This is a genomic window from Roseibium aestuarii (assembly GCF_008477545.1).
GTDB lineage: Bacteria > Pseudomonadota > Alphaproteobacteria > Rhizobiales > Stappiaceae > Roseibium > Roseibium aestuarii.
The window spans coordinates 1,072,761-1,084,818 of the sequence record NZ_VORA01000001.1; the positions used below are offsets into that span (position 1 = coordinate 1,072,761).

Here is a 12,058-nt window from a genome sequence, read left to right on the forward strand (position 1 = left end):
CGGTCACCCAGAATACGAACAGCCGGAATACGAACACTCAGAATACGAACACCCAGAATACCAGAGGGGGGCTAACCTCCGGGACGGAAAACCCGCCGGCTGCAGGCAGCCGGCGGGTTTTCTGCGTTTCAGGGGTCTGTGAGCTCGTTCTGCGTTCTGACGAGAGGACCGCCAGAGGGGAGGGCGAAGGAGCCCGAACGCCTCACCGCTTCAGGGCGGTGGCCAGCGACGTCGGGGCCTCTTCCTGCGCGCGCAGGTTCAAGCCGGAGTGAAGATCGACGATGTGGCTCTTCTGCACCTCTTCCGCCGCCTTGCCGTCGCGGGCCTGGAAGGCCTTCATCAGCGCGTGGTGGGAGTGGCTCTCGCAGGCGGTGTCCGCCCGCTTCCAGTAGAGCGCGATGATCAGCGACGAGCGCGAGATCAGCGAGCGCACCATGGCCGTCAGCACCTGCTGGTCGGCGATCTCCGCGATGGCCGTGTGAAAGGTGCCCGACAGGGCCAGCGCCCTTCCCATGTCGCCCGCGTGAAGGGCGGCATGTTCCGCATCGAGATGCGCCTTCAGTCCGGCAAGATGGCTCTCCGTCATGGCCTGGGCGGCCATGCGCGCCACGGGCGGCTCAATCAGCGCCCGCGCCTGAAAGACCTCATGGGCTTCGCGGATGGTCGGCTTGGCGACGAAGGCGCCCCGGTTCTTCTCGATGGTCACCAGGCCCGAGTGGGCGAGGGCCTGAAGCGCGGCGCGCACCACGGTGCGGCTGGCGCCATAGATCTCGCCCACTTCATCTTCCGACAGCTTCATGCCCGGCGCCAGCCGGTGCTCCAGAATGGCCGTATGAAGCTCTGTGCAGATGTCGAGGGTTCTTCCCGCAGGCAGCGGAAAGAGGGGATGCGGCGCGGGGCCGGAGGCGTCTCCGGCAGGCGGCGTGGGTCGGGCCATGTCAGCAGGCCTTGCAGGGGCGGGTCATGGCCGCAGGATACCCGAGCGCTGGATACGAAGCAATTTAAGATCGTATACAATTTTTGAGCATGTCGTATGCGAATTGCCAAAAAATTGTGCTTCAAGATCCGGCGTCGGGGTGACGCTTCTCGGGTGAAGCGCACAGGAACGCCAGGTTTGTGCGGTTTTTTCCGTTTGGCACAGCGGTTGCAAATCAGGGTGTGTCGACGTTACCTGCAAGGACAGCCGCTCATGAACAAGACCGCCCCTGCCGGCAAGATCCAGGATCTGGAACTGGTTGCCACCACAAAGCGCTATGGCGACACGGTCGCGGTCAAGGCCATCAACCACACGTTCCGGGCGGGTACCTATTCCTGTCTGCTCGGTCCTTCCGGCTGCGGCAAGTCCTCCACCCTGCGCATGATCGCCGGCCACGAGCACGTGAGCGACGGCGACATCCTGCTGGGCCACGCCAACATCACCGATCTGCCGCCGGCGGCCCGGGGCACGGCGATGATGTTCCAGTCCTACGCGCTCTTCCCGCACATCAGTGTCGTCGACAATGTCGCCTTCTCCCAGAAGATGAAGGGCGTGGCGAAGGACGTGCGGCGGAAGAAGGCCATGGAGCTGCTGGAACTCGTCGACATGAGCGCCTATGCCGAGCGCCTTCCGGCGCAGCTTTCCGGCGGTCAGCAGCAGCGCGTCGCGCTGGCCCGCGCCCTCATCACCGAACCCTCCGTCCTGCTGCTCGACGAGCCGCTCTCCGCGCTCGATCCCTTCCTGCGGATCCGCATGCGCTCGGAGCTCAAGCGCCTGCAGCGGGAGCTCGGCATTTCCTTCATCCACGTCACCCACTCCCAGGACGAAGCGCTCGCGCTCGCCGATGACATCATCGTCATGAACAACGGCCTGATCGAGCAAGCGGGTGGTCCGCGCGAGGTCTTCAACGCACCCAAGACCGAATTCGTGGCCAGGTTCATCGGCGGCCACAACGTGCTGGCCACCCCCGCCGGTCCGGTCGCCCTGCGTGCCGACCGGCTGGCCCTGTCGCGCCAGTCCGGGGCGATCTCCGCCACCGTCCGCGAGGTCGAATATCTCGGCTCCACCGTCAATGTCGGTCTCACCGCCGACGGGGCAGGGGATCTCACCGCAGCCCTCACCGATGCCGCCTATTTCGCGGATCCGATCGAGATCGGCGCCACCGTCTTCCTGACCTGGAAGCCGGAAGACGCCCATTCCTTGGCGGCCTGACACAAGGCCCGCCGTCACCGGCCCGACAGAGACAAATCCAGACCGGGGCCGAAACCTCCAACGGGGAACAGGAGAGCAGGAATATGACTGAGACGACCGAAAAGAAGGGCCTTAGCCGCCGCAGCATGCTCAAGGGCGGGGCCGCCGTCGCCGGTGCCGCACTGGGCTCGGGCGCCATCACCGGCTTCCCGACCATCTGGGCCCAGAACATCAAGAACATCACCCTGCGCCAGTTCGGCACCGGCGTGTCCAACCTCAACGAAGTTGGCCAGAAGGTGAAGGAAGACCTTGGCTTCACGCTGGAAATGACCGCGCTGGACAGTGACAGCGTGACCCAGCGCGCCGCCACCCAGCCCAAGTCCTTCGACATTGCCGATATCGAATACTGGATCTGCAAGAAGGTCTGGGGTGCCGGCAACCTGCAGGCCATGGACACCTCCAAGATCAAGAACTACGACAAGATCGTCGGCATCTTCAAGTCGGGCAAGCTGACGCCGGAAAGCGTGATCGCCCAGGGCACCGCGCCCCACTCCGTCGGCTTCGTGGAAGGCCCGGACGGCAAGACCTTTGCCGAAACCGAAACCGGCTGGATGACCCTCATCCCGACCATCTACAACGCCGACACCCTGGGCATCCGCCCGGACCTCATCGGCCGTCCGATCGACACCTGGGCCGAGCTGCTGAACCCGGAATTCAAGGGCAAGGCCTCGATCCTCGACATCTCCTCCATCGGCATCATGGACATGGCCATGGTTGTGGAAGCCATGGGTGAATACAAGTATCCGGACAAGGGCAACATGACCCGGGACGAGATCGACCTCACCATGAAGATCTTCACCGAGGCCAAGAAGAACGGCCAGTTCCGTGCCTTCTGGAAGTCCTTCGACGAGAGCGTCAACCTGATGGCGTCGGGCGAAGTCGTCATCCAGTCCATGTGGTCCCCGGCCATCACCGCCGTGAAGTCCAAGGGCATCCCCTGCGTCTACCAGCCGCTGAAGGAAGGCTACCGCTCCTGGGGTGGTGGTCTGGGTCTCTCCGCAGCCCTCACCGGCCTCGAGCTGGAAGCCGCTTACGAATACATCAACTGGTATCTGTCCGGCTGGGTCGGCGGCTTCCTCATGCGCCAGGGCTACTACTCGGCCGTGCCGGAAACCTCCAAGGAGTTCATGGACGCCAACGAGTGGGGCTACTGGTTCGAAGGCAAGCCGGCAACGGATGTCATCAAGAACCCCTTCGGCGACGCCATGGCCCAGGCCGGCGAAACCCGCGATGGCGGCTCCTTCTACGACCGCATGGGCGCCGTGGCCTGCTGGAACGCCGTCATGGACGAGAACCAGTACATGGTCCGCAAGTGGAACGAGTTCATCGCCGCTTGAGGCTGACAGAACGAGGACAGGGCACCCGATCCGTCGGGCGCCTGACCGCCCTGTGATCCGCCAACGTCCGTCCGGCCTTCGGGCCGGGCGGGCCGCTCTTCCGCACACCGGGCCGATCTCAGGCCCCCGAACTGCAGGACCCGAGAATGAAGACTCGCAAGGCTCTCGACCCGGACAAGCGCTCTGAGCGCGTCAGCTGGGCGCTGGTGACCCCGCTGACCCTCGTGCTCGGCTTCTTCCTGCTGGCGCCGATCGCCACCATCGTCACGGTCAGCTTCTGGGGCTACAACGAGTGGTCCTTCTATCCGGACTTCACCTTCGACAATTACCTCTTCCATCTGACCTCGGCGGTCACCTGGGCGACCTATCTGAAGACCCTGAAATTCGTGGTGCTCACCTGGGTCTTCTGCGCGGTCATCGGCTTCACAGTGGCCTATTTCCTGGCCTTCCACGTCCAGTCCCTGCCGGTGCAGATCGCGCTGTTTCTCGTCTGCACCATTCCCTTCTGGACCTCCAACATCATCCGGATGATCTCCTGGATCCCGTTCCTCGGGCGCAACGGCCTTGCCAATTCGGCGCTGATCTCGCTCGGCGTGACCGACGAACCGCTGGAGTGGCTGCTCTATTCGGATTTCGCGGTGGTCCTGGCCTTCGTCCACCTTTACGCGCTCTTCATGGTGGTGCCGATCTTCAACACCATGATGCGCATCGACAAGTCGCTGGTCGAAGCTGCCCGGGATGCGGGCGCGACCGGCTTCCAGATCCTGATGAACGTGATCATTCCCCTGACCAAGCCGGGGATCATGATCGGCTCGATCTTCGTCGTGACCCTGGTGATGGGGGATGTCATCACCGTGCGCCACATGTCCGGCGGCCAGAGCGCCTCCGTGGGCCGCATCATCTCCAACGAGATTTCCCTGCTGCAATACCCGGCAGCCGCCGCATCCTCCGTGGTGCTGCTCGTCACCGTGCTGCTGATGATCGGCATCATGATGCGCTTCGTGAACATCCGGAAGGAACTGTGATGGAACCCCGGTCTCGCTCTTTCTACGGTCTCGCCGCCTTCTTCGCGCTCTTCGTGCTGTTCCTCTATGGCCCGGTGATCACCATCGGCATCCTGTCCTTCCAGGGGCCGCAGGGCGGGCTGACCTTCCCCATGAACGGGGTCTCGCTCCACTGGTTCAGGGATCTCTTCGAACAGCAGGCCGTGGGCGACATCTGGGGCTCCTTCCGGCGCTCCTTCGCCCTCGGGCTCATGGTCATGGTGGTGACCGTGGTCTTCTCCGTCATGGGCGGCATGGCCTTCCGCCGCAGGTTCCGGGGCTCGAGCGCGCTCTTCTACCTGATCATCGCCAGCCTGATCATTCCCTCGATCCTGGTCTCCCTCGGCGTGGGCCTGATCTTCAACATCCTCGATCTGGACGTGCACTGGGCCACCTCCGGCTTCGGCGCCCAGCTCACCTGGACGCTGCCCTTCGGCCTGCTGATCATGTTCGCGGTCTTCAACCGCTTCGACAAGTCTTATGAGGAAGCGGCCCGCGACCTCGGTGCCTCCCCCTGGCAGACCGTGCGCCACGTGGTGCTGCCGATCATCGCCCCCATGCTGATCGGCGTCGCCCTCTTCGGCTTCACGCTCTCCTATGACGAATTCGCCCGCACCCTCCTGACGGCCGGCTCCTACAACACCCTGCCGCTGGAAATCTTCGGCATGACGACCAACGTGACCTCGCCGGTGCTCTATGCGCTGGGCACGCTCACGACCCTTTTCTCCTTCGTCATCATCGGGTCCTTCCTCACCATCGTCGCCCTGCTGCGTCGCGCCCAGGCGAAACGGGGCTCGGATGCGGGGCAGGGGCTCGTCTGAGCGGGGAAGGGCAGGAGGCGCAAGCCATGCGGCATATTCTGGTCGTCAATCCGAACTCCACCGCCTCCATGACGGAGAAGATCGGCCGCGCCGCGAGCGCCGCCGCCGGCCCGGGCACGCGCATCACCGCCGTCAATCCGCACGACACGCCTCCCGCCATCCAGGGCCCGGAAGACGGGGCGGCCGCCCTTCCCGGGCTCTTCCGGCTGATTGACGAGAGACTTGCCGCTGACCCCGGCATCGGCGCCGTCATCATCGCCTGTTTCGACGACACGGGCCTGTGGCACCTGCGCGAGACCTTGAGCGTGCCCGTCATCGGCATTGGCGAGGCGGCCTATCACGTCGCCAGCCTCTGGAGCCGCCGCTTCTCGGTGGTCACCACGCTGAGCGTCTCCGTGCCCGTGCTGCTGGAGAACCTCATCGACATCGGTCTGGCCGGACGTTGCGCCAAGGTCCGCGCCTCCGAGGTTCCGGTGCTCGAGCTGGAAAACCCGGCAAGCGATGCAAGGGCGCGCATCGAGGCGGAAATCGCCCGGGCGCTGGCCGAGGACGGCAGCGGCGCCATCGTGCTCGGCTGCGCCGGCATGGCAGACCTCGCCGCCGACCTCTCGGAGAGTTTCGGCGTCCCCGTCATCGACGGCGTCGCCAGCGCGGTGAAGCTCGCCGAGGCCTTGGCGTAGAAGGCTGCGAGTGCGGAGCTGATGCTAGTTTCTCGGCGCAATGCATACCGGTTCCGGAGAGTGCGGAATGACATTGTTTGCAGTTGTCTGGCAGATCAAGAGATCGACCAAGTTATTGAATTTCTTACCTTAGGTAAATTTACCTCAGCTTAAGGTTGCAGGTGCCTCCTAGCGGCATCGTCCCTCAGTTGAGAAGCGCCTTACATGAAATTCGAGAACCTTCGCATCGGCTACAAGATCTGGTTGCCGGTCATCAGCTTGGCGATTTTCGCCATCGCAGCGCTCACCTATGAACTCACCGTCATGCGGGACCTCCTGTTTCAGGAGCGCGCAGAGAAGCTCCAGGCCGTCGTGGATCTGTCGGAATCTGTCGCCCGGCATTTCCATGCACTCGAGACCGAGGGAAAGCTCACGCGGGAGATGGCGGAAGAACAGGCCAAGGCTGTGATCCGCTCCATGCGATATGAGGGAGGCAACTATGCCTTCGTCATGCTCAAGGACGGCACTCAGTTGGTCGCGGGAAGTCCGAAATATGAGGGCACCAACGGCTGGGACCTGAAGGATCAGGACGGTGTCTATTTCACGCGCGAAGCGGTGGCGTCGGCGGATGCTGGCGGACGCACCTACGAATATGCGTGGCCGCGCAATGGCGGCACCGATCCAGTCTCAAAGATCGCGTGGGCGCAGAAGTTCGAGCCCTGGGGTTGGTACGTGGCGACAGGCAGCTACGTGGACGACGTCATGTCCGTCTTCTGGTCCAATGTTGCGCGACTTGGAGCAGTGCTCGCAGGGGGTGGGCTCCTGGTTGCAGTCTTCGCTATCGCCGTGGTGCGCAGTCTGGCCAGACCACTCACTGCCTTGACGAAGGACATGCAGGAGCTTGCCAAGGGCAACACGCAAATCGTCATCGACAGCTCCGGGCGAGGCGATGAGATTGGGGCCATGGCGTCTGCCATGCAGGTCTTCGTCATCAATGAAACCGAGCGCCGGGAGCTGGAGCGCAAACAACGAGAAAGCAGCGAACGGAACATGGCACGTGCCGAAGAGGTGGAGCACCTGTCCGGCGAGTTCGAGCTGACGGTTGGCGCCCTTCTGGAGACGATCGCCGGGTCCGTCGATGGCTTGCAGAAGGCTGCCTCCGAACTGAAGAGCGGCGCGGTTCAGACAACCGAGCAAAGCGCTGCCGTGCGCGATGCCGCAGGCAATGCCTCGCGCAACACGGAAACTGTTGCCGCTGCCGCAGAGGAGCTGGCCGCCTCGGTCTCGGAGATCTCCCGGCAGGTTTCGAGTTCCAGCCAGGTAGCATCAGAGGCAGTTTCGCAGGCTTCCGCCACCAATCACCGGATCCAGGGCCTGTCGAGCGCCGCCGGCAAGATCGGTGAAGTGGTCTCCCTCATCCAGGCCATTGCCGAGCAGACCAATCTGCTTGCGCTGAATGCGACCATCGAGGCGGCACGAGCCGGTGAGGCTGGACGCGGTTTTGCCGTGGTCGCCGCCGAAGTGAAGGATTTGGCCACGCAGACGTCCAAGGCCACGGAAGAGATTTCCGCACAGATCGCCAATATTCAGGGCGAGACGGAACTCGCAGTCAACGCGATTGGTGTGATCACGGAAACTGTCACCCGGATCAACGATATCACGTCGCAAATCGCGGTGGCTGTCGAGCAGCAGGGAGCCGCCACCCAAGATATCGCGAGCAATATCCAGCAGGCCGCACGCGGCACGCAGCAGGTGTCGGACAACATCGCAGGCGTGTCAGATTCTGCTCGGGTCACGAACTCGGCTGCGGACATGGTGCAGACGGCCTCGAAAAACATGCAGGCGGAGGCTCAAAGCCTGCGCGCTCATGTGAACGCTTTCCTTGCAGCTCTCCATCGCGGCGTTGCGTAACGCCTGATGGTCCAGTCATGGGAACGAGAAGACCCCGGCCAGAAGGTCGGGGTTTTTCGTATTTGGCCCACGCTCGAAACATTTCACGCCACTTCGTGCATCTCGTTCCAGAAGCGCTCCATGACCTTCGAGCCCGGGCCGATCTTGCGGAAGACGCGGATTTCCAGTTCCACCTCCGAGGGCAGGGGGCCTAGGACCTGGATGTCGCCGGCGGCGATTTCCCGTTCGGCCGCAGCACGCGGCAGGAAGCCGAGGCCCTTGCCGGTGAGGACCATGCGCTTCACCGCTTCCGACATGGTGTTTTCGAACACCGTCTGGAAGCGGATGCCGCGCCGGGCGAGCTGGGTCGTGAGATCGGTCTGCACCTTGCCCAGAAACGTGTCGGCGGAATAGGAGATCAGCGGGTAGGCGTCGTCCCGCGGTTCCAGCCGGAAGAGCGGCTCCCCGTCCGCGCCGGTCCCGGTGACGAGCACGAAGGGATCGCTGGCGATCTTGCGCGACACGAATTGTCCCGTCTGCAGGACCGGCGGTCCCAGCGGATGCACATAGGCCATGGACAGGTCGCAGCGCCCCAGCGACAGGCTTTCGATGCAGTCGTAGAACTCCGTCGCATTCATCCGCGTGTTGAAGGGACCCGCCCGCTTCTCGACCTGCTGCAGCAGTCCGGGGAAATTGGCGAGCGCGATGGTGTGCAGGGCGCTGATATGCACCGTCTCGGCCGCCGTCTTCGCCTGCTGGCGGCAATCGTCCCGCAGCCGGTAGATCGAGCGCATCAGCTCGCGACTCGTTTCCAGAAAGGTTTCCCCCGCCTGGGTGAGGGCCACCGGATAGGAGGACCGGTCGATCAGTTCCGCCCCGACCCAGTTCTCCAGCGCCTTGATGCGCCGGGAAAACGCCGGCTGGGTGATGTGACGGGCGGAAGCCGCGGTGGAGAAATTGCGCGCGGCCGCCAGTTCGGCGAAGTCCTCGAGCCAGCTGAGTTCCATGGGATCTGCCCTTATGCAAATTTTGCATAACCTATCCAAAATCGGCATTTGCGACAAGATTTGCCAGATGCGATAGCGAAGGGGACCAGGGAACCGGCATGCCTGAAAAAGCGGCATCCCAAGCCGCCGCAGGCCGGGCCCATCTCACAAACCTTCCAGTTGCAGGATCGACCCATGATCGAGACTCCTTATCTTCTCTTCCTCGGTGACGCCCCGGACAAGCTGGCCGCCAAGGTGGCCCAGGGCATCAAGGACTGGCGTCCGGAATTCGCCGTCGGTCAGCTGCGCCTCGAAGGCTGCAATGCCGACATGAAGCTGCCGGACCTGACCATTGCCGAAGCCGTGGCAAAGGGTGTGAAGACCCTGGTGATCGGTGTCGCCAACCGTGGCGGCGTGATCTCCCCGGCGTGGAAGTCCGTTCTGATCGAGGCTCTCGAAGCCGGTCTGGACCTGGCCTCCGGCCTGCACAACCTGCTGCGCGACGAAGCCGATCTGGCCGCCAAGGCCAAGGAACTGGGCCGCACCCTGCACGACGTGCGCGTGCCTTCCGTCAAGTACCCGATCGCCAATGGCAAGAAGCGCGCCGGCAAGCGCATGCTCGCCGTCGGCACCGATTGCTCCGTCGGCAAGATGTACACCGCGCTCTGCGTGGAAAAGGCCATGCGCGAAAAGGGCATGAAGGCCACCTTCCGCGCCACCGGCCAGACCGGCATCCTGATCACCGGCGACGGTGTGCCGCTTGACGCGGTCATCGCCGACTTCATGGCCGGCTCGGTCGAATACCTGACCCCGGACAATGATGCCGATCACTGGGATCTGATCGAAGGCCAGGGCTCCCTGTTCCACGCCTCCTACTCCGGCGTGACCATGGCCCTCGTTCACGGCGGCCAGCCCGATGCGCTGATCGTCTGCCACGAGCCGAACCGCCCGCACATGCGCGGTCTGCCCGAATACCAGCTTCCGTCCCTGGAAGACGTGCGTGACCTGTCCCTGCGCATTGCCCAGGTGGTCAACCCGGAGTGCAAGGTCGTCGGCGTGTCCCTGAACACCTCCGCCATGTCGGATGAGGAATCGCTGGCCTATTGCGCCGAAGTGGAAAAGCGCATGGGTCTGCCCTGCGTCGATCCGTTCCGCCACGGCGCCGGCCGTCTGGCCGACGCACTGGCAGCGCTGTGATCTGATGGCCGGACTGACCATCAAGGCCTATGCCGAGACCTTCCCCATCGCGGGGACCTTCACCATCTCGCGCGGCTCCCGGACGGAAGCCCATGTGGTGACGGTCGAGGTCTCGGACGGCACCCATGTGGCGCTGGGCGAATGCGTGCCCTACGCCCGTTATGGGGAAACCCTGGAGGGGGTGGTGGAAACCATCCTCTCCATTCGTCAGGATCTGGCCAACGGCGCCGGTCGCACCGAGCTTCAGTCCCTGCTGAAGCCGGGTGCGGCCCGCAATGCCGTGGACTGTGCCCTGTGGTCGCTGGAGGCCCGGCAGGCCGGCAAGCGCGCCTTCGAGCTGGCAGGCTTCCCGTCCCTCGATCCGGTGACAACGGCCTATACCCTGTCTCTCGGCACTCCCGAGGCCATGGGTGAACAGGCGGCCAAGAATGCCGCCCGCCCGCTGCTCAAGGTCAAGCTGGGCGGCGAGGGCGACGAGGCCCGCATCGAGGCGGTCCGCAAGGGCGCGCCGAACTCCAAGATCATCATCGACGCCAACGAGGGCTGGTCGGTCTCCGAATACCAGCGCCTGGCGCCGGAATTCGTCCGTTTGGGCGTGGCCATGGTCGAGCAGCCGCTTCCGGCCGCCGATGACGAGGCCCTGCGCGGTCTGGAGCGGGTTCTGCCCGTCTGCGCCGACGAGAGCTGCCACGACCGGCACTCCCTCGATCATCTTGCCGGCAAGTATGACGTGATCAATATCAAGCTGGACAAGACCGGCGGTCTGACTGAAGCGCTCGCCCTGCGCGAGGCCGCAAGGGCCGCAGGATACCAGATCATGGTCGGCTGCATGGTCGGCACGTCGCTTGCCATGGCCCCTGCCATCCTGCTGGCCCAGGGCGCGGAATATGTCGATCTCGACGGTCCGCTGCTTCTGGCCAGGGATCGGGAGGTTCCGCTCGAGTATTCCGGCTCCCTGGTGACGCCGTCCACCCCCGCGCTCTGGGGCTAAATGGGAATTTGATGTTATGCGGACTGTTTATGTAAACGGCGCCTATGTGCCGGAAAACGAAGCGAAGATCTCCGTCTTCGATCGCGGCTTCCTGTTTGCCGACGCGGTCTATGAAGTGACCTGCGTGCTGGATGGCAAGCTGGTCGACTTCGATGGCCACATCGCCCGCCTGCGCCGCTCGCTCGCCGAGCTGAAGATGACGCTCTCCGTCACCGACGAGGAGCTTCTCGCCGCCCACCGCGAGCTGGTGAAGCTCAACGCCATCACCGAAGGCCTGATCTATCTGCAGGTCTCGCGCGGTGAAGCCGACCGGGACTTCCTGTTCCCGGCCGAAGGCACCCCGGCAACGCTCGTCATGTTCACCCAGGAAAAGGCCCTGGTGAAGAGTGCGCTGGCCGACAAGGGCCAGAAGATCATGACGGCCGACGACATCCGCTGGCGCCGTTGCGACATCAAGACCGTGCAGCTGCTCTACGCGTCGCTCCTGAAGAACGAAGCCAAGGCCAACGGCGTGGACGATGTCTGGATGGTGCTCGACGGTCAGGTGACCGAAGGCTCCTCCAACAACGCCTATATCGTCACCGCTGACGGCACCATCGTGACCCGGCCGATCTCCAACGACATCCTGGCCGGCATCACCCGCGCCTCCCTGATGCGCTGCGCCGAAGAGCACCAGATCAAGATCGAGGAACGGCCCTTCACCGTGGACGAGGCGAAGGCCGCCAAGGAAGCCTTCACCACCTCCGCCACCGGCATGGTCGTGCCCGTGATCGAGATCGACGGCGTGACCCTGGGCGACGGCAAGCCGGGCCCGGTTGCCAAGCGCCTGCGCGAGATCTTCATCCAGTTCTCCCGCGACGCTGCCATCTGATCCTGTCTTGCCCCCCTAATGGCAGGATGAATGGAA

The 12,058-nt window shown here is 63.9% G+C and carries 11 protein-coding genes; 9 read left to right on the forward strand and 2 right to left on the reverse strand.

Annotated elements, in window-relative coordinates:
* Positions 1-202: 202 nt before the first annotated feature.
* Entirely contained in the window at positions 203-937 is a 735-nt protein-coding gene (locus tag FR728_RS04615) for a GntR family transcriptional regulator (protein WP_149891434.1), read from the reverse strand.
* A 252-nt stretch (positions 938-1,189) separates the two neighbouring features.
* Here FR728_RS04615 and FR728_RS04620 point away from each other — a divergent pair, with 252 nt between their 5' ends.
* The 6 genes from FR728_RS04620 (at position 1,190) to FR728_RS04645 (ending at position 7,998) form a co-directional block, all read left to right on the forward strand.
* The gene (locus FR728_RS04620; RefSeq protein ID WP_149891435.1) at positions 1,190-2,188 is read left to right on the forward strand and encodes an ABC transporter ATP-binding protein; all 999 of its coding nucleotides are present in this window, start codon (positions 1,190-1,192) and stop codon (positions 2,186-2,188) included.
* A gap of 83 nt (positions 2,189-2,271) precedes the next feature.
* Positions 2,272-3,564, forward strand: a complete 1,293-nt coding sequence (locus FR728_RS04625) for an ABC transporter substrate-binding protein (protein WP_149891436.1) — start codon at positions 2,272-2,274, stop codon at positions 3,562-3,564.
* A 146-nt stretch (positions 3,565-3,710) separates the two neighbouring features.
* Entirely contained in the window at positions 3,711-4,589 is an 879-nt protein-coding gene (locus FR728_RS04630) for an ABC transporter permease (protein WP_149891437.1), read from the forward strand.
* A complete protein-coding gene (locus tag FR728_RS04635; RefSeq protein ID WP_149891438.1) occupies positions 4,589-5,428 on the forward strand; it encodes an ABC transporter permease in 840 nt (279 codons plus the stop codon). Before FR728_RS04630 ends, FR728_RS04635 begins: the two co-directional genes overlap by 1 nt.
* A gap of 26 nt (positions 5,429-5,454) precedes the next feature.
* Positions 5,455-6,108, forward strand: coding sequence for an aspartate/glutamate racemase family protein (locus FR728_RS04640; RefSeq protein ID WP_149891439.1), 654 nt, complete (start codon positions 5,455-5,457; stop codon positions 6,106-6,108).
* Positions 6,109-6,312: 204 nt separating this feature from the next.
* Positions 6,313-7,998, forward strand: a complete 1,686-nt coding sequence (locus FR728_RS04645) for a methyl-accepting chemotaxis protein (protein ID WP_149891440.1) — start codon at positions 6,313-6,315, stop codon at positions 7,996-7,998.
* Positions 7,999-8,081: 83 nt separating this feature from the next.
* On the opposite strand, the gene FR728_RS04650 is transcribed toward FR728_RS04645, so the two are convergent.
* Positions 8,082-8,984: a LysR substrate-binding domain-containing protein gene (locus tag FR728_RS04650; RefSeq protein ID WP_188318793.1), complete on the reverse strand. Its 903-nt coding sequence runs from the start codon at positions 8,982-8,984 to the stop codon at positions 8,082-8,084.
* Positions 8,985-9,158: 174 nt separating this feature from the next.
* On the opposite strand from FR728_RS04650, the gene dgcN reads away from it, so the two are divergent.
* Genes dgcN through FR728_RS04665 form a run of 3 tightly spaced genes read left to right on the forward strand, consistent with a single transcriptional unit; the run spans position 9,159 to position 12,022 of the window.
* A complete protein-coding gene (gene dgcN / locus FR728_RS04655) occupies positions 9,159-10,160 on the forward strand; it encodes an N-acetyltransferase DgcN (protein ID WP_149891442.1) in 1,002 nt (333 codons plus the stop codon).
* A gap of 4 nt (positions 10,161-10,164) precedes the next feature.
* A complete protein-coding gene (dgcA, locus tag FR728_RS04660; protein ID WP_149891443.1) occupies positions 10,165-11,151 on the forward strand; it encodes an N-acetyl-D-Glu racemase DgcA in 987 nt (328 codons plus the stop codon).
* A gap of 16 nt (positions 11,152-11,167) precedes the next feature.
* Positions 11,168-12,022 (forward strand): D-amino-acid transaminase, encoded by an 855-nt coding sequence (locus tag FR728_RS04665; RefSeq protein ID WP_149891444.1) that lies wholly within the window; start codon positions 11,168-11,170, stop codon positions 12,020-12,022.
* Positions 12,023-12,058 lie beyond the last annotated feature (36 nt).

Coding starts and splice junctions, on each gene's coding strand:
- FR728_RS04620 (WP_149891435.1), top strand. CDS start 1,190: ATGAACAAGACCGCCCCTGCCGGCAAGATCCAGGATCTGGAACTGGTT.
- FR728_RS04645 (WP_149891440.1), top strand. CDS start 6,313: ATGAAATTCGAGAACCTTCGCATCGGCTACAAGATCTGGTTGCCGGTC.
- FR728_RS04665 (WP_149891444.1), top strand. CDS start 11,168: ATGCGGACTGTTTATGTAAACGGCGCCTATGTGCCGGAAAACGAAGCG.
- dgcN (WP_149891442.1), top strand. CDS start 9,159: ATGATCGAGACTCCTTATCTTCTCTTCCTCGGTGACGCCCCGGACAAG.
- FR728_RS04640 (WP_149891439.1), top strand. CDS start 5,455: ATGCGGCATATTCTGGTCGTCAATCCGAACTCCACCGCCTCCATGACG.
- dgcA (WP_149891443.1), top strand. CDS start 10,165: ATGGCCGGACTGACCATCAAGGCCTATGCCGAGACCTTCCCCATCGCG.
- FR728_RS04615 (WP_149891434.1), bottom strand. CDS start 937: ATGGCCCGACCCACGCCGCCTGCCGGAGACGCCTCCGGCCCCGCGCCG.
- FR728_RS04650 (WP_188318793.1), bottom strand. CDS start 8,984: ATGGAACTCAGCTGGCTCGAGGACTTCGCCGAACTGGCGGCCGCGCGC.
- FR728_RS04630 (WP_149891437.1), top strand. CDS start 3,711: ATGAAGACTCGCAAGGCTCTCGACCCGGACAAGCGCTCTGAGCGCGTC.
- FR728_RS04635 (WP_149891438.1), top strand. CDS start 4,589: ATGGAACCCCGGTCTCGCTCTTTCTACGGTCTCGCCGCCTTCTTCGCG.
- FR728_RS04625 (WP_149891436.1), top strand. CDS start 2,272: ATGACTGAGACGACCGAAAAGAAGGGCCTTAGCCGCCGCAGCATGCTC.